Source organism: Sporosarcina sp. FSL K6-3457 (assembly GCF_038007285.1).
Taxonomy (GTDB): domain Bacteria; phylum Bacillota; class Bacilli; order Bacillales_A; family Planococcaceae; genus Sporosarcina.
Map to the genome: position 1 here is coordinate 3,927,608 of NZ_JBBOWX010000001.1, position 24,260 is coordinate 3,951,867.

General features: G+C 43.6%; 23 protein-coding genes. 4 read left to right on the forward strand and 19 right to left on the reverse strand.

Annotated features, from left to right (window positions below; genetic code table 11):
• Positions 1 to 13 precede the first annotated feature (13 nt).
• Positions 14 to 1,840, reverse strand: a complete 1,827-nt coding sequence (locus tag N1I80_RS18990) for an SEC-C metal-binding domain-containing protein (RefSeq protein WP_340739399.1) — start codon at positions 1,838 to 1,840, stop codon at positions 14 to 16.
• A gap of 163 nt (positions 1,841 to 2,003) precedes the next feature.
• Between N1I80_RS18990 and N1I80_RS18995 the strand changes: the two genes are divergently transcribed.
• The 3 genes from N1I80_RS18995 (at position 2,004) to N1I80_RS19005 (ending at position 5,672) form a co-directional block, all read left to right on the forward strand.
• Positions 2,004 to 3,362 (forward strand): sodium-dependent transporter, encoded by a 1,359-nt coding sequence (locus N1I80_RS18995; protein WP_340739400.1) that lies wholly within the window; start codon positions 2,004 to 2,006, stop codon positions 3,360 to 3,362.
• 20 nt (positions 3,363 to 3,382) lie between these two features.
• The gene (gene hutG / locus N1I80_RS19000; RefSeq protein WP_340739401.1) at positions 3,383 to 4,309 is read left to right on the forward strand and encodes a formimidoylglutamase; all 927 of its coding nucleotides are present in this window, start codon (positions 3,383 to 3,385) and stop codon (positions 4,307 to 4,309) included.
• Positions 4,310 to 4,568: 259 nt separating this feature from the next.
• Positions 4,569 to 5,672: a Fic family protein gene (locus N1I80_RS19005; protein WP_340739402.1), complete on the forward strand. Its 1,104-nt coding sequence runs from the start codon at positions 4,569 to 4,571 to the stop codon at positions 5,670 to 5,672.
• Positions 5,673 to 5,757: 85 nt separating this feature from the next.
• Here the strand turns inward: N1I80_RS19005 and N1I80_RS19010 are convergent, their stop codons facing one another.
• The 7 genes from N1I80_RS19010 to N1I80_RS19040 all read right to left on the reverse strand — a co-directional run bounded on the left by N1I80_RS19010 (position 5,758) and on the right by N1I80_RS19040 (position 10,907).
• Entirely contained in the window at positions 5,758 to 6,720 is a 963-nt protein-coding gene (locus N1I80_RS19010; RefSeq protein WP_340739403.1) for a 2-hydroxyacid dehydrogenase, read from the reverse strand.
• A gap of 180 nt (positions 6,721 to 6,900) precedes the next feature.
• Positions 6,901 to 7,911 carry a GTP 3',8-cyclase MoaA gene (gene moaA, locus N1I80_RS19015; RefSeq protein WP_340739404.1) on the reverse strand — a complete coding sequence of 337 codons (1,011 nt, stop codon included), beginning with the start codon at positions 7,909 to 7,911 and terminating at the stop codon, positions 6,901 to 6,903.
• Between the two features lie 4 nt (positions 7,912 to 7,915).
• Positions 7,916 to 8,485, reverse strand: a complete 570-nt coding sequence (gene mobA, locus N1I80_RS19020) for a molybdenum cofactor guanylyltransferase (protein WP_340739405.1) — start codon at positions 8,483 to 8,485, stop codon at positions 7,916 to 7,918.
• Positions 8,482 to 8,715, reverse strand: a complete 234-nt coding sequence (moaD, locus tag N1I80_RS19025) for a molybdopterin converting factor subunit 1 (protein ID WP_340739406.1) — start codon at positions 8,713 to 8,715, stop codon at positions 8,482 to 8,484. The genes mobA and moaD overlap by 4 nt, the downstream gene beginning before the upstream one ends.
• A complete protein-coding gene (locus N1I80_RS19030; protein ID WP_340739407.1) occupies positions 8,715 to 9,158 on the reverse strand; it encodes a molybdenum cofactor biosynthesis protein MoaE in 444 nt (147 codons plus the stop codon). The genes moaD and N1I80_RS19030 overlap by 1 nt, the downstream gene beginning before the upstream one ends.
• Positions 9,145 to 9,663: a molybdopterin-guanine dinucleotide biosynthesis protein B gene (gene mobB, locus N1I80_RS19035; protein ID WP_340739408.1), complete on the reverse strand. Its 519-nt coding sequence runs from the start codon at positions 9,661 to 9,663 to the stop codon at positions 9,145 to 9,147. Before mobB ends, N1I80_RS19030 begins: the two co-directional genes overlap by 14 nt.
• Positions 9,651 to 10,907, reverse strand: a complete 1,257-nt coding sequence (locus tag N1I80_RS19040) for a molybdopterin molybdotransferase MoeA (RefSeq protein WP_340739409.1) — start codon at positions 10,905 to 10,907, stop codon at positions 9,651 to 9,653. The genes mobB and N1I80_RS19040 overlap by 13 nt, the downstream gene beginning before the upstream one ends.
• 60 nt (positions 10,908 to 10,967) lie before the next feature.
• On the opposite strand from N1I80_RS19040, the gene moaC reads away from it, so the two are divergent.
• Positions 10,968 to 11,456 (forward strand): cyclic pyranopterin monophosphate synthase MoaC, encoded by a 489-nt coding sequence (gene moaC, locus N1I80_RS19045; protein WP_340739410.1) that lies wholly within the window; start codon positions 10,968 to 10,970, stop codon positions 11,454 to 11,456.
• A gap of 208 nt (positions 11,457 to 11,664) precedes the next feature.
• On the opposite strand, the gene N1I80_RS19050 is transcribed toward moaC, so the two are convergent.
• The 11 genes from N1I80_RS19050 to N1I80_RS19100 form a co-directional block, all read right to left on the reverse strand.
• The gene (locus N1I80_RS19050; protein WP_340739411.1) at positions 11,665 to 12,174 is read right to left on the reverse strand and encodes a MogA/MoaB family molybdenum cofactor biosynthesis protein; all 510 of its coding nucleotides are present in this window, start codon (positions 12,172 to 12,174) and stop codon (positions 11,665 to 11,667) included.
• A gap of 16 nt (positions 12,175 to 12,190) precedes the next feature.
• On the reverse strand, positions 12,191 to 13,210 hold the full coding sequence (locus N1I80_RS19055; RefSeq protein WP_340739412.1) for a ThiF family adenylyltransferase: 1,020 nt from the start codon (positions 13,208 to 13,210) through the stop codon (positions 12,191 to 12,193).
• A gap of 108 nt (positions 13,211 to 13,318) precedes the next feature.
• Positions 13,319 to 14,833 (reverse strand): nitrate/nitrite transporter, encoded by a 1,515-nt coding sequence (locus tag N1I80_RS19060; RefSeq protein WP_340739413.1) that lies wholly within the window; start codon positions 14,831 to 14,833, stop codon positions 13,319 to 13,321.
• A gap of 126 nt (positions 14,834 to 14,959) precedes the next feature.
• Entirely contained in the window at positions 14,960 to 15,487 is a 528-nt protein-coding gene (locus N1I80_RS19065) for a hemerythrin domain-containing protein (protein WP_340739414.1), read from the reverse strand.
• Between the two features lie 18 nt (positions 15,488 to 15,505).
• Positions 15,506 to 16,156 (reverse strand): response regulator transcription factor, encoded by a 651-nt coding sequence (locus tag N1I80_RS19070; protein WP_340739415.1) that lies wholly within the window; start codon positions 16,154 to 16,156, stop codon positions 15,506 to 15,508.
• 7 nt (positions 16,157 to 16,163) lie between these two features.
• Positions 16,164 to 17,219 carry a sensor histidine kinase gene (locus N1I80_RS19075; RefSeq protein WP_340739416.1) on the reverse strand — a complete coding sequence of 352 codons (1,056 nt, stop codon included), beginning with the start codon at positions 17,217 to 17,219 and terminating at the stop codon, positions 16,164 to 16,166.
• The gene (locus N1I80_RS19080; protein ID WP_340739417.1) at positions 17,216 to 17,680 is read right to left on the reverse strand and encodes a GAF domain-containing protein; all 465 of its coding nucleotides are present in this window, start codon (positions 17,678 to 17,680) and stop codon (positions 17,216 to 17,218) included. The genes N1I80_RS19075 and N1I80_RS19080 overlap by 4 nt, the downstream gene beginning before the upstream one ends.
• A gap of 52 nt (positions 17,681 to 17,732) precedes the next feature.
• Positions 17,733 to 18,413, reverse strand: coding sequence for a respiratory nitrate reductase subunit gamma (gene narI, locus N1I80_RS19085; protein WP_340739418.1), 681 nt, complete (start codon positions 18,411 to 18,413; stop codon positions 17,733 to 17,735).
• Positions 18,406 to 18,975, reverse strand: a complete 570-nt coding sequence (narJ, locus tag N1I80_RS19090) for a nitrate reductase molybdenum cofactor assembly chaperone (protein WP_340739419.1) — start codon at positions 18,973 to 18,975, stop codon at positions 18,406 to 18,408. The genes narI and narJ overlap by 8 nt, the downstream gene beginning before the upstream one ends.
• Entirely contained in the window at positions 18,968 to 20,569 is a 1,602-nt protein-coding gene (gene narH / locus N1I80_RS19095) for a nitrate reductase subunit beta (protein WP_340739420.1), read from the reverse strand. The genes narJ and narH overlap by 8 nt, the downstream gene beginning before the upstream one ends.
• Positions 20,559 to 24,245 carry a nitrate reductase subunit alpha gene (locus tag N1I80_RS19100; RefSeq protein ID WP_340739421.1) on the reverse strand — a complete coding sequence of 1,229 codons (3,687 nt, stop codon included), beginning with the start codon at positions 24,243 to 24,245 and terminating at the stop codon, positions 20,559 to 20,561. The genes narH and N1I80_RS19100 overlap by 11 nt, the downstream gene beginning before the upstream one ends.
• Between the last annotated feature and the right edge of the window lie 15 nt (positions 24,246 to 24,260).

Here is a 24,260-nt window from a genome sequence, read left to right on the forward strand (position 1 = left end):
GACACGATTTCACTTACACATTCACACCATTCAACAATAACCAAATATATCTCGCTTCCGCTTCACTGCCTGGATGAATCTCTTGATATCTCGGATAGGCAATCGTTTTCGCCTTAAACGTTTGCAAATTGATGACATTACTATTCGCCTTGGCTGCTAGCTTCAACATACCATCAGCTTCCGTCGATTCTCCCTTCGACGCTTCCAGTTCAAGCTTCCAATCCAGATACAAATATGTCGCATCATGCTGTGATCCTTTTTCATAGCGCACCATAATTTCTGCTGCTTCATTGTAACGCCCTGCATGAATCAATGACGCAACCGCTTCATATCTCGCGCCTTGATTGTCATTCCAATTCAGCTTTACTAAATCCAAAAACACACCTGCTGCCTCATGATAGTCCCCTTCACTAAATAGATGTGTGCCATAAGCAAACGCTGCACGCATGAATGGACGATTCGGGATATTTTGCCACGGATTCTCCCCCGGCTCGAATGTCTTGCTTGCATAGTGAATGGCCTTTTCATATAAGTCAGCTGCCACGACCGGATCCTGCTCTGCTTCCGCTTGCAACAACAACGCATCAGGATTATTCGGCCCTATTTCCAACGCGCTAGCCGCCAATTTCCTGCGCGCCTCTTCCGATTCTGCGGCATAAGCTTCATACGCCAACAGCTGCGCACGCCCTTCTGCAACACTCGGCTTCCGTTCTGGCTGTACAACACCCGCTGTTGTCATCGATGTTTCCCACAATGCTTTTTCTGTTGGCTTTGGATCTGTTCCAATGTCGTATAATTGCGCCGCCAGTGGCTCGTCCCCGCTATTCATCATCTCCGCATAAAGCCCTTCAAGCCCCTCAACATAAACGGCCATGCCTTCAGATGAAGCACCATATTTCTCACCAATCGCTTCATCTTCTAAACCAGTACCGTGAACAATTCCTATGGAAATACCCGTCCTAACCGTCGCCGCAAGGAAATCAGCTTCCACTGGCACATCCTCGTTATCATTCATGAAATACGCCACGACTAATTTATGCATAATCTCACGTGACTCCGTCGTCTGCTCTAAGTCACGTAAAGTAGCTTCCATCGCTTGCAATGCGCTCAATTGTGTCGGCGCCAGCACTTCTGCCACAATTTCATTCATCGACGCCATACTCCGTTTGATGAACACCTCGTAAATATCAAGCGTATGCTCCACTATGAATTGCTCCTGTGTCTTATCTGCAACTGCTTCTCTTAATTCTACTAACGACGCCTTCGTTTGCTTACTCCATTTCGCCAAAAACATCATCGATGATACTGGTGCAATCGCATCTGCCACCTTCCGCGGATCACGCAATACCGCACCAAACAACAACGTCCCGACATCCGCCGGCATCCCCTCGTTACGCGTCACATGATAGCTGTTATCGCCGAATAACTCCTGTACCTTCAACATATCCGGCTCGACATCTGTAATTTCCGCCAACAACATAAACGGCTCATCCCATACTTGCAACACTGCCGCAACTGACTCTCGCTTCGCTTGCTTTAACTGCTCACTTACATATGTACGCCAAACCTCTTTATTATGAATAAATAAATAGAACTCACTCGCCGCTTCTTCGATATCCTCTTTCCCCCAGCTATCTGATAGTCGAGTGACCCACTCCCGCATCAAGCGTATCATTTCACTACGATTTTCTCCCTTTGGGTAGTCAGCAAAATAATCGATAAGCACACGATCTAGCTCTTCATTGACAAGCATTTCGACAAGGTCTGTCCCTTTTGAACCACAGCACTTTTTATATTTCTTTCCACTTCCACAAGAGCACGGATCATTTCTTCCAATCATATTATTTTCCTCCCTATTTCAAACTTATATAATCGCTACATCTATATCTCTATCATAGCAGACAAAGAGCTCTATGTTGACTGGTACATCGCTCGTTTGAGTGACAGTCTCGCCTTTTTACGCTACTATTTGTATAGGTGTTTGTATCGAAAGGATTGAAAGTATGTCTCAACAAGAACATTGGAAATCGAAAATTGGATTTGTCTTGGCAGCTGCCGGTTCAGCAATTGGACTCGGGGCTATTTGGAAATTTCCTTACGTCGCTGGAACAGGCGGTGGCGGAGCCTTTTTACTACTCTTCTTAGTATTTACATTGCTATTAGGATTCCCTTTATTGATTGGCGAATTTATTCTTGGACGTAAAAGCCAAAGTGACGCCATTACGACCTATAAGAAATTCGCACCAAATTCCGCTTGGTATATTACAGGGAGAATTGGCGTTTTAACTAGCTTTTTAGTGCTATCTTTTTATAGCGTCGTCGGTGGATGGATTATTCTCTACTTGGGGAAAGCACTAACTGGGGATATTTCTGGACTTTCACAGGAGCAGTTCGGTCCTTTATTTAGTGATATTATCTCAAATCCCTTTGCTACATTAGTCGGACAACTAATTTTCATGCTACTCACAATTATTATTGTTGCCCAAGGTATTCAAAAGGGCATTGAAAAGGCCAGCACCATCATGATGCCAGCTCTTTTCATTTTATTTATCATCATTGTCATCCGTTCACTTAGCTTAGACGGCGCAATGGAGGGCGTGAAATTTTTACTCGTACCGGATTTCACTAAACTAACATCTGAAACGATTTTATTTGCATTAGGGCAAGCATTTTTCACACTGACATTAGGTGCCTCCGTTATGGTGACCTATGCCTCGTACCTACCTAAAACACAAAATCTACCAAAATCAGCACTCTCCATCATCACCATGAATATCGTCATTGTCTTATTAGCTGGTTTGGCCATTTTTCCAGGCGTATTTGCATTCGGTCTTGAACCAGATGCAGGCCCAACCTTAATTTTCACAGTGCTACCCGCCGTTTTCAATCAAATGCCTTTTGGAACACTACTTTTCATCTCGTTTTTGATTTTATTCCTTTTTGCCGCACTCACTTCTGCATTTTCAATGATTGAAATCATCGTTGCAACGATGACAAAAAACGAGGCGTCAAAACGGAAAAAATATACTTGGACAATTGGAATGGCTATTTTCATCGTCGGGATTCCCTCTTGCTTATCCTACGGTGTAATGGCTGATATTAAACTATTCGATAAAACCGTCTTTGACCTAGTCGATTTTGCTGCGAGCAATGTATTATTACCGCTTGGCGCATTATTAATTTCTATTTTTATTCCATTAAAGTTATCTAAAAAAGAATTATTTAATGAAATGAAACAAGGATCTAGCATTGGCAAGTTATTCTTCAACTGTTGGTATTATTTATTGAAATACCTCACGCCAATCGCGATTATTATTGTCTTCTTGGATGCGTTAGGTGTGTGGGGTTGGATTGGTTTCTAACTACGAAAGGGGTCATTCGATTGCTAAAAAAATCAAATCGTGAACTATGGACAGGTCGCACCGACCACTTGGATAATCGGGAAAGTTTTCGCTATCATCAAGTGGTAGAAATCGGGGTATCTCCCCCTTCTCCCAACACATGCGCCATTATCGGCTTTCAATGTGAGGAAGGCGTACGCCGCAATAACGGTCGGCTTGGTGCAGCACAAGCACCCGATGCACTACGTGGTGAATTAGCAAAACTACCTTGGAGAATAGCGGAGGGAAAACGTCTTGTCGATATTGGCAACATTGAATGCCAGGACAATCAGCTTGAACAAGCCCAACAACAATTAGGTGATGCTGTGGCTGAGGCGTTGACGAAGGACATGATTCCCATCATTTTAGGTGGTGGTCACGAAACTGCTTATGGCCATTATCTTGGTGTTCGGAAATTCATCGGCAAAGATGCTTCGCTCGGCATCATCAACATCGATGCACATTTCGACTTGCGTTCTTACGACGAACAGCCCTCGTCTGGTACAATGTTTAAGCAAATTCTAAATAATGATGAGAACACAAACTATTTTGTCGCCGGCATTCAGCGCCATGGTAATACACAAGAACTGTTCAATCGTGCAGATGAACTCGGTGTAACTTATCTATACGAGGATGAGATGGATTCTTTAACTAAGGAGCTCAATCGATTTATTAACCAACACGACTTTATCTTTCTAACACTATGCACAGATGTTTTAAACGCCGCCTTCGCACCAGGCGTTAGTGCACCGTCTCCATTCGGCTTAGATCCTGCTGTTGTGCGCTCTATTATCCGAAAAGTCACTGTACACGACAAAACACTGTCATTTGATATTTCAGAAGTGAATCCTATCTTGGATGAAAATAATCGTACGGTGAAGCTAGGTGCTTACTTGGTGAATGAGGCGATTGTTGGGTTTTTAGGGTAAATAAAACGGAAGACTCTTTTGGATGAGAGTCTTCCGTTTTCCATACTAAAATATGAACTAGGACAAAGCTAAAAAAATAAACGCCATCGTATAATTAAACCCCTCGCTAGTTCCTTTCTTCCTACGCAATAAACCACTAACAAGTAGAACCAATAACACAGATCCACTAAGTTACTTTTCTCGTTTTTGTACCCTAACAGTTTCATTTTCACCATTTTAAGTTATACTACTAACAATACTACTTTACGGGGGCGAGGTAATGAAAAAACCTTACGATTTACCACTACTACCGATTTCATTCGATGCGAAAACGGAATTGGCCTTGTATAAGAAAGTTGTTTCTGCCTCAACTAAACTTGAAAAATTAAAAGAAAAACTTCATTATTCGCTTGTTAATACCTCATTCATGGAGCTCTTGACACTATTTGAATCTGTGCAATCCACACGAATTGAAGGAACACAAGTCACATTCAGTGATATGTTAGAAGACCAACTGGAGCGTAGTGAAGATTGGCAAAAGGTTGAAGTAAGAAACTACCAAAATGCTTTACAAATCGGAATTGAAGAAATCCGTATCGGCTATCCACTTAGCGAGCGACTCATTCGCACCATGCACACTACGCTAATGGAAAATGCACGGGGTTCAAATGGACCAACAGGCATTTATCGGACGATACAAAACTTTATCGGTCCTACAAACCAAATGAAAGACGCCTCATATATTCCACCAGAACCGCAAAAAATGGCTGATTATATGAAAAACCTGGAGTATTATATAAATGGTAATCCTTATATCCAGGAAGATGACGATGGTACACATTCCTTAATTAAATGTGCCATCATCCATGCACAATTTGAATCGATTCATCCGTTCCTCGATGGTAACGGACGAATGGGTCGCATCTTAATTGTTCTTTACTTGTTACAATCAAAACTTATCGAATCCCCCTTCTTCTTTTTAAGTGAGGAGTTGGAAGCCGAAAAGTTTAAATACTACGCGCTATTAAACGGAGTTAGAGGAGTCGGAAAAGAACAAGCTGATTGGCAAGCTTGGATACATTTCTTCCTAGACGCAACCATCTCGATGGCGAATAGACAATATGAAAAATTAAACAAAGCCGAAAAGCTATTCGAATCAGGGAAACAACAACTTAGCAAGGGATCTGAAACCGATATTTGGTCTGCCATGTTTGCACATCCCATTACAGATGTTCGCCAACTAACCAACTATACAAAACTTTCTCCAGCAACTGTACGAAGCAAATTGAATCGACTGGCAGATTTGAATCTTATCTATGCCGATAACCGTATACGAAATCGCCGTTATTATTTCTATGATTTGATAAAGATTATTCAGGGGTGAATGGTAGATAAAAAAAGGAAAACCTTTTCATAATGAGAGGTTTTCCGTTTTCATTCTAATTATATCACTTCCCGAATTTCCTACTTCACACCACTCGATTCGACGGTTCTCTTCCTTCCAGCACATCCGTAATCGCCTGTGCATTCAAGCCCATCATCCCAAGTCGCGTCGCAATACTTGCACTACCAATATGCGGTAACACCGTCACATTCGGTAGCGTCAACAGCGGATTATCCTGCGGCACAGGTTCCACAGCAAATACATCGAGCCCTGCCGCCCAAATGTCACCATTTTTCAGTGATTCATAGAGCGCTGTCTCATCGACAATAGCCCCACGCGCGACATTAATAAGAACCGCTGTCTTTTTCATCAACCCAAGCTCCCTTGCGCCAATCAATCCCGCCGTTTCCGGTGTATACGGCGCAAGTATCACGACAAAATCTGCTTCCTCTAGCAGTGTACCCAGCTCGACATATTCAAAACCATGCTCGACTTCCGCATCCATTTTCCTACTACGGTTGTGATACAAAATCCGCATATCAAATCCTTTTGCCCGGCGTGCTACTGCTTCGCCAATCCGTCCCATGCCGATAATACCAAGCGTCGCGCCGCCAACATCCATACCTGTGTAGCCCATTGGGGACCACGACGTCCAATTGCCTGTCCGAATATCATTTTCTGCCTCCATCAAACGACGCGCCGTCGCAAGAAGCAGTCCAAAAGTGAGATCCGCTGTCGTTTCCGTCAACACACCAGGTGTGTTAGTCACAATAATGCCGCGTTCCTTCGCAACCTCAAGATCAATATTGTTATAGCCGACTGCCATGTTGGCAACAATTTTTAACTTCGTTCCCGCCAGAAGTACCTCTCGATCGATAGAATCAGCCAGAACACTCCATAATGCATCTGCTTCCGCAACTTCTTGCAATAAAATTTCACGAGGAACCTTCTCACTTTCCGACTCCCACATCCGCACATCAAACTTCTCTTTAAGCGGGGCAAGTACCCCATCATCTAGTTTTCTTGTTACAAAAATTCTTGGTTTCACATCAATTCCCCCTCGTATGTATTTACTACTATCGCAATTTTAGCATAATTCGGTGGACAGAGAGGAAAATTGCAACGTTTTTGGATAGCCTAGCATCGTTCCTTACAATCTTAACAACGTTCCCAACAAACCCTAACAACACTCACCATCCACACAAAAAAGCACTACCGAAGTAGCGCCTCATCCACCAATATAACTCATACCAATCTTCTTACGCTTTTTCGCCGTTTGCTCCGTCCGTTCATCCGAATAACGGTCTCCGCGACGCCCCCAAACACCCGAAATCGCATCTAGCAGCTCCGCATCCGACAATCCACTGCGAATCAATTCCCGCAAATCGAATCCATCTGTAGCAAACAAACACGTATATAATTTACCATCCGATGACAATCTTGCCCGTGTACATGTTGAACAGAAAGATTCCGAAACAGATGTGATGAAACCAACCTGTGCGCCATTATCCGTATAACGATAGCGTTTCGCGACTTCCCCGTAATAATCTTGATCAGCTGGTTCCATTTCATATTCAGCTTTCAGCAGCTCGTAAATCTCTTTTTTCGTGACCACCTTTTCAAAGCTCCAACCATTATCATTCCCAACATCCATAAACTCGATGAAGCGCAGCGTAATGCCTCGCTCTTTAAAGTAAGCCGCCATCGGTAGAATTTCACCCTCATTGATGCCTTTTTGAACGACCATATTCACTTTAATTTCAAAGCCGATTTTTTGCGCATAATCGATATTGGAAAGAATGAGCTCCGGTTTAATGCCTCGACCGTTTAATGTACCAAAAATCTCTGGGTCTAATGCGTCAAGACTCATATTCAAACGGCGAAGGCCAGCATCATATAACGGCTGCGCATATTGCTTCAGCAACACGCCATTTGTCGTCAACCCGATATCCTCAATACCTTCAATCTTCATCAGCCTTCCAATCAATTCAGGAAGATCCCGTCGCATTAACGGCTCGCCACCTGTCAAACGGAGCTTCTTGACGCCCAACGAGGCAAATAAACGTGAAAATCTTTCAATTTCCTCAAACGACAGCAATTCTTTTTTCGGTAAAAATACATAATCATCACCGAATATTTCCTTCGGCATGCAATAGGAACATCTGAAGTTACAGCGGTCCGTCACCGAAATCCGCAAATCCCGAATCGGTCGTCCCAGCTTATCTATGATCGCTTCCACACACTCAGCTCCCTTCCAATACCCCAGGCGTATTCACATTAGTGAACACCCGCCTTTCATCGTCCGTCAACAAACCGCCATTTATCCACCTAACTCCACTACTCGCAAGAACAGGCATGACGCGCAATTGTCCATTAGCCAATACTTCTCGGAGATTGCCCTTCATACTACGATCCCAAATGGACACAAGCGGATGCTGCCGCCCATCTACGACGACTGCCGTTACAGCTTGTTCATGTTGCGCCAACAGCTTCCCAACAACCTTTTCATCGACGTACGGCATATCGCAAGGCAACACGATATAGCGGTCCGCTTCCACAGATTCCATCGCAGACAGGATCCCTGCAAGCGGACCGAGTCCCTTATAGTCAATTATATCAGTTATTGCTTTTACACCTTCCGGAAAACACTTCAACAACTCCTGTCGTGTCACGATGATTACTTCATCACAATGAGCCTTCAATGCTTCCAGCGCCACCTCATAAAAATACCGATTACCTAACTGAGCGAATGCTTTAGGAGAACCAAACCGCCGAGATAATCCCCCCGCGAGGACAACACCAACCGTCCTCATCCGCCACTCACTGGGGGGATAAACGCACAAACATCACCAGATTGGATGACATCTTCCTTCAAAGCATATTCTTCATTGACCGCAACATGCATAGTATCTTTGCCAAAGCCCGGATAAGTCGCCTCTGCCCAATCTAACAACTCGCTAACTGTCATCGTTTGTTGTTCAATTGTTTCTTCCGCCTTGCCCGTCAGTTCGCGCAGCCTTGCAAAATAATTCACCTTAATCATTATTCCACACTCCCCTTTTCAGGATACTTTTTCTGTCCACCAATCCACTCTTCGCCGTCTTCCCAAATCTCTTTCTTCCAAATCGGCACGATTTCCTTAATACGTTCGATGGCATATTCATTCGCTTCATAAGCTGCTTTTCGATGCGGCGATGATACTGCAATGACAACAGCAATATCCGAAATATGCATCTCACCAATTCGGTGTGCAATCGCCACCTTCACACCTGGCCATTTCTCTTCCATTTCAGCACCAATTTGCTCTAATTTCTTTTCCGCCATCGGAACGTACGCCTCGTATGCCAAATATAGTGTCCGAACCCCATGTGTCCATTCTCGCACATGCCCCGTAAATACGGTGACAGCACCCGCGCCCACATGAAGAACATAATCTGTATATTTCTGTGTTTCAATCGGTGTGTCTACAATTTCAAACGGTTTCATTGCCAACCTCCTCTATCCACTCAAGGAACCAGTGATCCAGTTGTTCGACATCCGTCCTTGACGCGATACATCTACTGCTCGCTACAAACTCCGAACAGCCGACAACCAGCTGAATGCCTGACAAATTCCGTAAGGTCTCCCAGTCTTCTGCATTCCTTAACAGCACCACTTTATCCCCTTGTTGTTCCTTATACCCTTCTACAAGTAAAATACTCGGATGTCTGATTGCTGCCATCTCTTTTAGCTCCGCGAACCCCGGCTCTTCGTTGACCAGCAATTGAACCGCACCGCCGCCTGCCACAACCGATACATCTGCTCCACTATCGAAAAATTGCATCGTATCCGTCGAAGCATCAGACATTGTTGGTTGTCCACCATGGCCATGATGCTTCAAAACCGCAACCGTAAATCCCCGTTCTTTCAATAAACGTACCCATCTTGCAACGAGCGTCGTCTTGCCGCTATTTTTAAATCCTACGACATGGAGCGTCTTCATAGCACCCATTCACTGACACCCTGCTCAGCTCCAAGTAACAGAATATCCACTTCCGTACCCGTCACGAACCCCCTTGTTCCGCTTGGTAAGACAATTAGGCAATTTCCTCTTGCGATTGAAGATACTGCATTTGATTTATTGAAACCGGCAGGCACAGCAACCAACCCTTCCGGCGTCATATCCCAAATCGCACGAACAAAGCGCGTAAATGGATTCGGTTTTAAGATATCTTCACCAAGCCTCGCTGTCATACGTGGCATATACGGCGCCGTTCCACCCATCATCCCAATAATGGCCGGTCGTGCGAACAATTCAAACCCTGTAAAACAAGCAGAGGGATTCCCCGACAAGCCAAACAGCAGCTGACTGCCAAGCACCGCAACCGTCGTCACACTGCCCGGTCTCATGGCTACCTTGTTGAATAAAACCTTAGCACCTAAACGCTCATAAATCGCTGGTAAATAATCATAATCACCGACAGAAACACCGCCTGTTGTAATAAGGATATCTGTCTCAGCAAGTGCTTGTTCAACGATTGCCGTACACGCATCCAAATCATCCATCTGCATACCGTAAGACTGATAGCCAATACCCATCCGATTCAACTGTGCCGCAATCATTGGGCCGTTTGAGTTACGTATTTTTCCTGGCGCCAGCTGCTCATCTACTTCTAACAGCTCAGTCCCTGTCGATAAAATTCCAACAGTCGGACGTTTAGCCACTTCGACATTGGCATAACCAAACGTCGCCAGTAGCGCAATTGTCCCTGGATGAATCAATGTACCAGCTTCAATTAGCAGTTCGCCTTCTTTCGCGTCTTCACCTTTGAAAGAAATGTTTTCACCAGGACTAAACGGTTTTCGCAGCGTAAAGCCACCAGCCATTTCAACAGTTTGCTCCAACATTACTACTGCATCTGCGTTATCGGGAATCGGAGCACCCGTCATGATCCGGTACGCTTCTCCATCGCCAATTGCTCGGTCTGCCACATAGCCAGCTCCGATTTCACCGATAACGTCAAATGCAACCCGGTTGTCGCCCGATGCACCGGCCGTATCTTGTGCACGAATGGCAAAGCCATCATACGGGGACCTGTCAAAAGACGGGACATCGTGCCGCGCAATAATCGGTTGGGCAAGAATTCTACCGTATGTATGTTCAAGCAGAACCATTTCAGTTCCCATAGTATGTATATGCTCCATCACAAGCCGAACCGCCTCCGCTACCGGAATTGGTTTTCTCATTTCTACCATGCTAATCCCTCACATTCTTCTGGTATACTAACAGTATATTGCTCGAAAGGAATGAATCCATTGTCTGAACTCACACATTTTAACGAACAAGGACGCGCAAAGATGGTCGATGTGTCCGATAAAACCGAAACCATCAGAACAGCTATTGCAGCATCCTCGATACTCGTCAATGAAACTATCCATTCCCAAATTACGGAAGGGACAAATAAGAAAGGTGATGTCTTTGCAGTTGCCCAAGTCGCAGCAATCATGGCGGCAAAAAACACATCAGCGATTATTCCAATGTGCCATCCGATTCCCTTAACAGGCGTCGACATCCGATTTGAATGGAACATCGATGAAACAATCGCGCATTATGAAGTCCTCATCCAAGCCGAAGCAAAAACAAAAGGCGTGACCGGCGTTGAAATGGAAGCACTTACCGCCGCTTCTGCCGCCGCACTCACTATTTACGACATGTGTAAAGCAGCCGGCAAAGAGATGATTATTGGCCCGACCATGCTTGTTCGAAAAACAGGCGGGAAAAACGGCGATTATAATCGACAGTGACAAGGATGCCTAAAGCATCCTTTTTTTAATCGTCCAGACTCCAGCGCCTAGCCCCTCGAGTCGCTTCAGTCTTGCTGGTAAAGGCAAAGGGCGCCTTTACCTTCAAACCTTCCGACATACAGGACGTACTAGTGCCGACGTTGCCACAGGACGTGGCGAATTTAGTCGGCCAGCGCTTGTCGGGGCTGAACAGGCGCTTGCGCTTTTATTAGTCGTCCAGATGCTTCGTCAACTCGTGAATAATATGAGGTAGCTCAGGCACAACCAATTTATCCATTGCTAAACTCACTGCCTTTTCTGAACCAGGAAGTGCAAACACCACTTTTTCTTTTACAGTTCCCGCAATCGCCCTACTAAGCAACGCCTTTGATCCAACATCCTCTGTATAGCTCAAATAACGGAACAATTCGCCAAACCCGTCAATTGTTTTTGTGAAATAAGGTGTCAACGTTTCAACTGTAACGTCACGGAAACCAATGCCCGTTCCACCTGTCGTTATGATGGCATGGACATTTGGATTTCTCAGCCATTCCTCCACTATCGACTCAATTTCCATTTTATCATCCTGACATATCCATGTTTCAAAAATTTTATGACCTGCCGCTTCAAGCTTTGTCCGGATGGTCCATCCACTTCGGTCATTCGCAATATTCCTTGTGTCACTAATCGTCAACACACAGCAAACCAGCTGTTTTCCTTCATTATGTACAGTCGACAAAAGACTTCCCCCCACTTCATCCAAAAAATTGGTGGTACAGTTTGCGTCCAACTTTCATATCCTTTAATCCGTGAATTAATAACCGACCATTGCCAAATAAAATACAGCGATAACCATTCGCATGAAATTCTATAAAAAAAGGTGTTACTTTATAAGGTGTACCTAAACGCTTGGCGACACGTTCCCCATCTGCAATCGTCAAAGGACGTGCACTATCCGGGATAATTTGCACAGTATCTCTGCCACATAACACTGCATAGCCAGTTCCTTCTGAACGATGTAATGTTGGATATGTTGGCGTCTTACCACACGTCTCACATACTTCGCTACGCATACGGGAAATCCCTGCTTCAACATGCGTATTGTTCCAGACATCAAAATGATAGACTTTCGTTCGCATTGCCTCTTCATTCCCCGTTAGCCATTTTAATGCCTCTGCACTTTGATGTGCAGCAGCAATTTGTACTGCAGGTGCGATAATCCCTGCTGTATCACATGTTTCATTGACAGACGGTAATACTGGAAGTAAGCAGCGGAAACACGCTGACTTCCCTGGAATGAATGGAAAAACCGTACCTGAACTACCGACACATGCCCCGTACACCCAAGGGATACCCTTTTTCCATGCGATATCATTCATCAGAAGACGCGTTTCAAAATTGTCCGTCGCATCCATAATCAAATCAGCATCTTTTGTGATGTCTTCTATAAGTGGTCCGTCAATATGGTCGAGCACCGTTACGATGTCAACGTCTTGCCGAATGTCTTTCAACCGTCTTTCAGCTGCCACTACTTTCGGTACACCCTGACGCGCATCTTGTTCGACAAATAGCTGTTGTCTTTGTAAATTTGTTGCTTCGACATAATCTCGATCTGCAATCGTCAACTTACCAACACCCGCTCGCACAAGTGTCTCTGAAATAGCCGACCCCAATGCGCCACAACCAATGATGACAACATGTGATGCACTTAACTTTTCCTGCCCAGACTGTCCAACTGGTTTAAACAGTACTTGTCTTGAATAACGGTTTTCCAAATAGATCACCCTCTACTCATTATCAATTACGCCGCGGCGTAATTGCATCCAGATTTTGAATCGGTGAACACCCACCGATTCAAAATAAAATGAAGCGAGGGCTTCCAGTCAAATTGACCGGCTGCCCTCTTCGCCTGGAGGCGTTATATCACTGAACGTCCCAACGTACCGGATTGGTTCTCCAGAGTCATCTATCACCGCATTGATGGACAGAAACTCTAAATATTCTTCTCCATTTTTCTTCTTATTCCAAACCTTCCCATGCCACGAACCTTCTTGTCCGATTTGCCCCCACATCGTCGTGTAAAACTCTGGTGATTGTCTTCCAGAGCTAAGTATTTTAGGGTTTCTTCCAATAACATCCTCTTCAGCATATCCTGTAAGTTCTGTAAAAGCCGGGTTTATCAACTCGATTGTTCCCGAAGAATCTGTTACAAGAATCCCTTGACCTGTTAAGTTAAACACTTCTGCCGCCTTCGATACTCGATCCATATAATAGAGCCACACAACAAGCACTAGACTCGCAAGTGCCACTTGAGAAAATGCCATGAAGCCAATCGAATAAGAGCCTGTCAATGTAAAGATAGCAGATAATAATAATGGCGGGAAAAATCCACCTAAACCACCCATCATCGATACAATACCGTTGACAATCCCTGCTTGCTTGTTGAAATAGAAGGGCACAAGTTTAAAAATAACCCCGTTCCCAATTCCAGCAGAAGTCGCAATCAGCATACTTGCAATTGTATACAACAGAATCGACGGTGAAAATGCAAGTAAAAATGACGCAAATGTTAATATAGAAAAAACGCCCATTAACAGAAACAAGGGTTGGAATTTATCTGCAAGCCATCCGCCAACCGGGCGAAGGAATGTCGCCACCACAATAAATCCAGCTGTCCGCATTCCTGCATCCACTTTATCTAACTCGAAAAAAGTGACCAAAAAGTTTGGCAGGAATATCGTAAAGGCAACGAATGAACCGAACGTGATGAAATAGAACAACGAGAAAAACCATAACTTCTCATTTTTATAGACACCTTTAATTTGCTCTACAATAGGTGTTTTCACTTTCACTTCTTTGCGATCACCAAATATGAAGTTTAATGCCGCAAAAATCAATAGTATAACCAAGTATAATTTAACAGTCATCGACCAACCCACTTGTGTGGCAATGACAGGTGCTGCGAATGTAGATACCGCTGTACCCATATTCCCCATCCCGTAAATCCCGTTAACTAAACCATGCTTCTCTTTTGGGTAGTACTTCGGCAATGATGTAACCCCTACAGAAAACACGGCTCCACCGATTCCCAGTAACGTTCCACCGATGATTAAATCCGTAAACGTTGATGCTTCACTTATGTAGAACACTGGAAATAACAAGAGTATGAAACTTACTAAAAAGATTATTCTGGCACCAAATACATTTGCATAGTAGCCTAACGGAATTCTCAGAATAGACCCTAACACAACTGGTACAGCCGTTACAATTGCAAGCTTTTCCGCTGGAATTGCAATATCTTCTGTAATGAATGGCAAGAGTGACGATATGAGTACCCATACCATGAAACCGACTACTAAGTTCGCCGTCTGTAACGGCAACTGCACTTTTCTAATCATCCCAATCAGTCCAATCCTATTAGATAGTAATCCGTAATTCTAATTTGATTGTATCAAGTACGATTTTTGAAAACTATCGGGTTCTCCCTCTAAAGCGCTAGGGAAATCCCTAACCCCCTACCATTGTCACAATATAGACGTATACAGTTGCTCATAAAGCTTATCTTGTTCTTCAATTCGCAGTATATTATTGACCATCGGGAAGAGAATCGACTCCTCTTTCACAAAATGGACTGTAATCACTTCGAACGCTTCTCCCGCGTCCCTAACAACATCTTTCATATCTTGCATAGTCATATCACTTATATCACCACGGGTATGATGAAGGAAATGACCAATATACGCATCGATTTCCTCATGCTCCTCTTCAGTTGCATTAACGGGTCCTTGTTCAGTGCCTACGTACTGCGAAAGTAAGGGAAAAAGGAACTCTTCTTCTTTCTCTGTATGATTTTTTAACGGATCAATAAACTCAACTATCAATCTGCGAAGTGTTTGTAATGCTTCGCGCCCTTCTTCGAGCGTGTAAACATCTCGTTCAAATGCGAGGACGATTAAATGCCATCCTTGCATAACATGCAACAAATAATTATGTTCATTTTCAAGTACACGCAACGCTGGTAAATCAAATTTGAATTTCTTTTCTCCTGCCACTGATTCTGCACCTCACCTTTAGAAGTTTAAAAACTTTTTCTTCAATGCATATTCAACGAGCTCAGGACGACCTTTTAGCTGAAGCTTTTCCATAATTTTAGACTTATGCGCTTCGACTGTCTTAACGGAAATATACAACTTCTCTGCAATTTCTTTATTACCATAGCCTTTTGCAACAAGCGGCAGCACTTCAATTTCACGCTTCGATAGAATTTTATATGGATCTGTTTCTACTACTCCATCGCCATCCTTTTTAACAAACTCTCGAACAAGTGACGTCGCCATTGTCGGATGAATGTACGTTCCACCTTCATGGACAATACGGATGGCATCAAATAATTCTTCATCCGGTGAATTTTTCAAGACATAGCCTGATGCACCATTTTTTAAAACATGAAATAGATATTCCTCGTCATCATACATCGTTAAAATCAGGATTTTCGTTTCCGGAAAATCCTCTTTTATTTTCCCGGTCGCAATAAGACCACTTTCTCCTGGTGGCATACTTAAATCCATCAGGAGTAAATCAGGTCGATGCTTAGCAACTAGATCATATGCCTCTAGACCATCCGCCGCAGTTGCAACGACTTCCATATCGCCTTGAAAGTTTAGTATATGCATGAACCCACTACGGACGACTGCGTGATCATCTGCAATTATGATTTTCAACTTTCAATCACCCCTTTACTAGTGGTATTTCCAATCGAACAATCGTACCTTTCCTCAGCTCAGAAAGGATAGTAATTTCCCCTTCAACAAGCGTAGCTCTTTCCCTCATACCATATAAACCTAAACCAGTTCCTTTAGGATGAATTTCGTGCAGATCAAATCCATGTCCTTCATCGACAACATGTAGTTTCAAGAATCCATCTTTTTCAAACAGCCGAACAGTAACGTCATCCGTATTTGCGTATTTCAACGCATTGAACACAGCCTCCTGACAAATCCGATAGACAACCGTTTCAATTTCACCGCCATACCTTTTCGAATGAAGCTCCGAAGTAAAGTGGACAATTAACCCATAATTTTTTTCAATCCATTTAAAATGCGTTCTGAACGCTGCTTCGAGTCCCAAGTCATCTAAAGTTGCCGGACGTAATTCTACAGAAAGGTGGCGGATATCATCTAATAGCCTCATCAACGAACCTTCCGTCTGTTGGACTTTCTTTAGTACTTCCGTATCGATGTTCATATACTTCAATACGCGTAATTCAACTAATGAGCTAAGCATTTCCTGCGCCACACTATCATGAAGCTCCCTGGAAATTCGTTTCCGCTCATCTTCCTGAGCTTTAATAATATTTTTCATCATCAATTTTTGATTCAATGATTCTTGCGTCTTATATTGCTTTGTCAAATCACGAAGCATGAAGACACGGATGCCATTCTCATCATCAATGGTTTGATAGCTTCCTGTATACGGGATGACTCCTTTTCCTTTTGTATCCAAGTATACTTGGAACGAACTTAAATCTTGTTGCGGATTCTTGATATAGCACGACAAGCACGTACGAAGTTCCTGATCGCTCGTATATCCTTTACAGGACAAACAAATTGCTTCGCTATCGCCTGTCGCTATCCGATCGAGGACTTCAGGATTTAAAATGAGTTGGGCTGCGTTATTCATCGATATCACTTTTCGATTCCGATCAAAAAAGAAGATAGCTTCAGCCGAATTGTCATACATCTTCATCAATAAGTCTGTCAATTGAACACTATCTAGAGGTATCACTCCTTCACCTTCTCCTTATTGTAAAATGGGCCAAACCGCGGGCCAATTACCCGTTTAAAGTCCTCAAACTCTTCCGGTGTTATTTTTTTTCCCGCTCTATATCCGACGAGTAACACCCCTTTAACCCGGTTGTATTTATATAGAGGTATCGCTCCGAAACTTTTCAATCCTTCTGAAACAATAATTGGATAATTAAATAAATCTCTCTCCTCCAACATCTCTTCCACGTCCTCTACAAGGAACGGTTTACCTGTCTTGAAAACATGCCCTGCTACGCCTTTCCCTGTTTGTAAAACAATTCTTCTATAACGATTACTCCGATTACCTGCCACGAATCCCCATTTAAGTTCAAAATGACGGTCAGCTGACTGAACAAGTGCCACCCCGACAAAATCAAACCCCAAATGTGCTTGTAACTGTTCTATTTCTTTTTGATAATTAAATACCTTTAATTCATCCATAATCGATGCTCCCTATATAGAAAAAAAAGGCTATTACGCCCTTTCCTCCCCATCAATTCACTCTATTCTTTCTATATAGGATATAGCTTCTTCCCACATAATTCAATGGAACACTCCAGACGTGTACAAGCCTTGTGAATGGCCACATCGCAAAAATGAGGAAGCCAGATAAAATATGTAGCTGGAATGCTACGGGAACAACGGACATAAGTGCCGCTTCTGGACGTAAAATGAGCAATGAACGGAACCAAATCGAGATGTTGTCACGGTAATCAAAATCTGGCTGTGTAGCAGTTGTTGCCACCACGCTGTAAATCCCTAGAAATACAATTAGTAACAGCAGTGTATTAACAATTAAATCAGAAGCAGACGATAGCTTACGAACGTTTTTCAATAAAAAACGTCGAGATGTTAAAATCAGCATCCCTGCAAGTGTGACAAATCCGAAAAATCCTCCAACCCAAACTGCTCCCGTATGATACAAATGGTCACTCACACCGAGCGCACGTGTCCATTCCTTAGGGACACCGAGTCCCACAACATGACCAGCAATAACAGGCATAATTCCTATATGAAATAACACACTACCAATCATTAGTTGCTTTTTCTCGATAAATTCACTGGATTTTGCTGTCCAACCAAATTTGTCGTTACGATATCTGAATATATGTCCCACAATAAATGTCACTATACAAACATAAGGGAAAATGACCCATAAAAACTGATTAGTCATTGGCTGGTTCCTCCTGACGGATACAAGACTTAAATGTTTCCCTCATCCCCTTAATCAAATGGAAATAAGGGCTATTATGTTTCTCAAGTGCTTTCATCAAGTTGTATGATCCATCCTCCATGACTGCAAGAAGCATGGAAAAACTTTGTTGTGCCCTCGGATCACCAATCCACTCTGCAGCGTAAATAAATTCACACATTAGTGGTAAGAAATCAGATAGCTCACCGTCGGGCATATTCAAACCAAACATTTCATATAGCACTTTCAGCTTCGCCAGCATTTGGCCACGTTCCTTAGCGTCTGCATACTTGACATATGTCATGAATAGCGTCGAATCTTTCTGAAAATCAAATGTATACGTATACATCTCTTGAATTTCATCTAAGCTATAGTCATGCATCAAATCCCAAAATACATTTATATCGGCATAAGCCGGGTCGGAAGAGTCAAATGACTCCTCCAATACCGACGGATGAAATGTCAGTTTCTCAGGATAGGACAGCTGATTGGCGAAGAAGCCAAAAACCTGCTTTACTTCGTACAATTTCTCTAAATCAATCACGCCAGATCCCCCCGTAGAAATTCTCTTCATAAATTTCTTTACCTGTCTTCGTCGGCGCTACCGGTCCACAACCATCACAATCACCATTTTCACCCATACCTGTATAGCTAAATTGACTCGGCGATGAGTCCATAGCGTAATCGCCGCCCATTTCTGTATAACCAGCAGATCCTTGTGAGCGATACATATTCATATGCCCCTCTTTGTGAGCTGTTGGAATAACAAAGCGGTCTTCATATTTCGCAATCGCCAGTAATCTATACATTTGTTTAGTTTGATGCGCTGTTAGACCTACGCGTTCTAGACGAGATTCATCAAATTCTTTACCCGACGACACAGCTCGCATATAAGAGCGCATCATCGCCATTCGTTGCAAGCCTTCTTTCACTGTTTCTGCATCTCCAGCCGTCAACATATTGGCAAGATATTGAATCGGAATCCGCATTTCATCAATTGCAGGGAAGATCATATCAGGGTTTTTGATAGAATCCTTCCCTTCAAAATAGTTCATAATTGGGCTAAGTGGCGGTACATACCAAACCATTGGTAGCGTTCTGTATTCTGGATGAAGCGGGAATGCTAGCTTATACTCAATTGCTAATTTATAGACAGGTGAGTTTTGAGCTGCTTCAATCCATTCTTCCGATATGCCATCTTTTCTTGCTTGCTCAATGACTGATGGATCATTTGGATCAAGGAACAAATCACATTGTGCTTTGTACAAATCTTTTTCATCCGGTGTCGAAGCTGCTTCAAGTACGCGGTCAGCATCATATAGAAGAACACCCAAATAACGAATACGTCCCGTACATGTTTCAGAACAAACCGTTGGTAGACCAGATTCAATACGTGGGAAGCAGAATGTGCATTTCTCTGCTTTATTTGTTTTCCAGTTGAAGTACACCTTCTTGTACGGGCAACCCGTCATACAATAACGCCATCCACGACATGCATCTTGGTCGACAAGCACGATACCATCTTCATCACGTTTATACATCGCGCCCGAAGGACAAGATGCCACACAGCTTGGATTTAGACAGTGTTCGCAAAGACGTGGCAAGTACATCATAAACGCCTGCTCAAAGTTGAACTTAATATCTTCTTCAATTTTTTGGATATTAGGATCAGTAGGTCCTGTAATATGCGCACCCGCTAACTGATCTTCCCAGTTTGGACCCCATTCAAGATCCATATATTCACCAGTGACGACAGATTTCGCACGTGCAACAGGTGTATGCTCACTATCGCCCGCCATCGTTAATTTCTCATAATCATATGTCCAAGGCTCATAGTAATCCTTCATCTCTGGCATATCTGGATTATAGAAAATCTTCCCAAGTGCAATCTTTGACAACTTAGAACCTGATTTAAGTTCCAACTTGCCATTTTTCAATTGCCAACCGCCTTTATAAAGCTCTTGGTCTTCCCAGCGTTTCGGATAACCGATACCTGGTTTTGTCTCTACGTTGTTAAACCACATATACTCGGCACCTTCGCGGTTTGTCCAAGTCGTTTTACACGTAACACTACATGTATGACAGCCAATACATTTGTCCAGATTCATGACCATTGCAACTTGTGCTTTAATCTTCAAGCCAGTTTACCTCCTTCATCTTGCGGACTGCGACGTAGACATCCCGCTGATTCCCGATTGGTCCATAATAGTTAAATCCATAACTTAACTGTGCGTAACCACCGACCATTTGTGTTGGTTTCATATGAATTCGTGTAGGCGCATTATGACTACCGCCGCGTTCCTCCGTAATTTCAGATCCAGGCACTTGAATATGCTTGTCTTGTGCGTGATACATGAACATCGTACCTTTTGGCATTCTGTGACTGACAACCGCCCGTGCCGTTACAACTCCGTTTCGATTGTAGACCTCCAACCACTGGTTATCATCGATATCATGCTCTTCCGCATCCTCGTTAGAAATCCATACTGTTGGTCCTCCACGGAATAGCGTTAGCATATGCTGATTATCCTGATAGGTCGAGTGAATATTCCACTTACCATGCGGTGTCAAATACCTTAATACAAGAGAATCCTGTCCTCCAATGATCTGTTTGTCACGCGGTCCAAATACCATCGGTGGTAGTGTTGGTTTATAGACCGGCAATGCTTCACCAAAATCAAGGAATAGCTCATGGTCAATATAGAAATGCTGTCTTCCAGTCAGCGTTCTGAATGGTACCAGTCGCTCGATATTCGTTGTAAATGGAGAATAGCGACGTCCCATCTTATTCGATCCACTAAACACTGGCGTCGGAATAACTTCACGAGGCTGTGCGGTAATACTAGCAAACGTAAAGCGCTCTGCTGCTCTGTCTGCCGAAATATCTTTTAACTCAACACCTGAATCTTGTTCTGCCGCTTCATATGCCTTTTGCGATACCCGGCCATTTGTTGCTGATGATAATGCCAGCATAGCTTCCGCTGCATGTTTAGCTGTGTGCAATTTCGGCAAGCCATTTTTAATGGTTTCATCAAAATAAGTGCCGTTGATGCCTTTCATCATTTCGTATTCTTCTGCAACAGAGAAGCTAACACCATGCGCACCGACTTTTCCTGTTGCCAATAAAGGACCGAGTGTGACGTATTTATCATAAACTTTTGTATAATCGCGTTCGACAATCGTCATACCAGGCATTGTTTTCCCTGGAATCGCTTCGACTTCGCCTTTTCTCCAGTCTTTCACTTCGCCATAAGGTTGAGCAATTTCCTGAATAGAATCATGCGCCAACGGAGTCGTGACAAGATCCTTGTAAACGCCAGGCAGATGGACTTTCGCCATTTCAGAGAACGTCTGGGCAATCGAACGGTATATGTCCCAGTCCGAGCGTGATTCCCATAGTGGGTCTACCGCCGGATTAAACGGATGCACAAATGGATGCATATCTGTTGATGAAAGGTCATGTTTTTCGTACCAAGTTGCTGCTGGAAGCACGATATCCGCGTACAATGGCGTTGCCGTCATTCGGAAGTCCAGTGCTACCAGAAGATCAAGCTTCCCTTCCACTTCGTCACGCCAAACCATCTCTTCCGGTTTCACCTCGTCATTAGGAGAAGCTAACAAACCATCAGATGCTCCAAAAAGATGTTTCATGAAGTATTCCTGTCCTTTTGCAGAACTAGAAACTAAGTTAGAGCGCCAAATGAATAACGAGCGCGGGAAATTTTCCGGTGCATCAGGATCTTCTACAGCAAATTGCAAGTCGCCTGACTTCAATTGTTCAAGTGTGTGATTGACAATCTCTTGTGTAGATGTTTTTCCTAATGCCGCTGCTTCTTCAGCGAACAGCAAACTGTTCTTATTAAACTGCGGATAAGATGGTAACCATCCTAGTCTTGCAGCCAAAACGTTATAGTCAGCTGGATGCTCATAAAGTGGTTTTCCAGCGGTTGGTGACATTAACACCTCTGCACCAGCTTCCTCATACTTCCACTGATTCGTAGCATAGTAGAAGAATGACGTTGCATTTTGAAGACGCGGTGGTGCTTGCCAGTCTCTCGCAAAGGCAATCGTGCTCCAGCCTTCAATTGGGCGACATTTTTCTTGTCCAACATAATGAGCCCAGCCGCCGCCATTGACACCTTGAGAAGCCGTCAGTGTGACGAGGTTAAGGATTGATCTATAAATGGTGTCACTATTAAACCAGTGATTAATACCTGCGCCCATAATAATCATGGATCGACCGCCCGTATCCAGAGAGTTCTGCGCAAATTCACGTGCAATTTGTGTCACAAGTTCCGGTTTAACATTGGTGATTTTTTGCTGCCAAGCAGGAGTATAAATAGAGTTAACATCATCATAGCCACTCGCTTCTAACTCACTGCCGATACGACGAACGCCATATTGACTCAGCATTAAATCGTAAACAGTTGCCACAAGCCTTTCTGTTCCATCCGCAAATGTTACTTTTTTCGTAGGAATCGGACGCTTAAATGTCCCATTCGCAATGTTGTCAAAGTAAGGGAATACCATTTCCGTCCACTCAGCACCATGGTCTGCAACAGATAATGCAGGTTCAACGCGCGTCCCATCTGCGTTATCAAGAATTAAATTCCATTTAGCATTCTCTTCCCAACGCTGCCCCATTGTACCGTTCGGAACGATAATTTCGTCCGTTGTTTCGTCGAAAATAACTGGTTTCCATTCTGCGTGTTCTGACTTGCTACCAAGATCACTTGCCCGTAAGAAACGCCCCGCCTTATAGGAATCTTCGTGTTCATCCAGCATGATTAAAAACGGCATATCGGTATATTGCTTCGCGTAATTAAGGAACATCGGTTCTTTCCGTTGCTCATAAAATTCGTCTAAAATAACATGCGTCATTGCTTGCGCAACGGCTGCATCCGTACCAGGGTTTGCAGCAATCCAATCATCCGCATGTGTCACACTTTCTGCATAGTCTGGTGCAACAGAAACAACTTTTGTTCCTTTGTAACGAACTTCCGTCATGAAGTGCGCATCTGGCGTTCGTGTTAATGGCACGTTCGATCCCCACATAATAATATATCCTGCATTAAACCAGTCACTCGATTCAGGAACATCTGTCTGCTCACCCCAAATTTGTGGAGAAGCTGGTGGTAAATCCGCATACCAGTCATAGAAACTAAGCATTTCCCCACCTAGAAGGGAGATGAATCGTGCCCCTGACGCGTAACTAACCATAGACATTGCAGGAATTGGTGTAAATCCAGCAATACGGTCCGGACCGTATTTTCGAATTGTGTAAATGAGTTGCGCTGAAATAAGCATCGTAGCATCGCGCCAATTGACACGAACATGCCCACCTTTACCACGGGCCCTTTTGTATTCATTCGCTTTTTCAGGGTCTTCTACAATGCTTGCCCATGCTTTCACTGGGTCATTCATTTCAGTCAACGCTTGACTCCACATGCGCCACAGTTTTCCTCGTATGTAAGGGTACTTCACGCGAAGTGGACTATATTCATACCAAGAAAACGATGCACCACGCGGACAGCCACGCGGTTCAAATTCAGGCATATCAGGCCCACAAGAAGGATAGTCAATCTGTTGATTTTCCCAAGTAATAATGCCATTTTTCACAAACACTTTCCAACTACATGATCCCGTACAGTTAACGCCATGTGTTGTTCGGACTACTTTGTCATGTGACCAACGTTGACGGTACATATTTTCCCAATCACGGCTTTTTTCTTCTAGAATCGACCAATTCCCTGAGTAACGTTCAACAGGTTTGAAGTATCGTAGTCCACTTTGCAGTACACTTTTTTTCTTCATCGAGAAAACTCACTC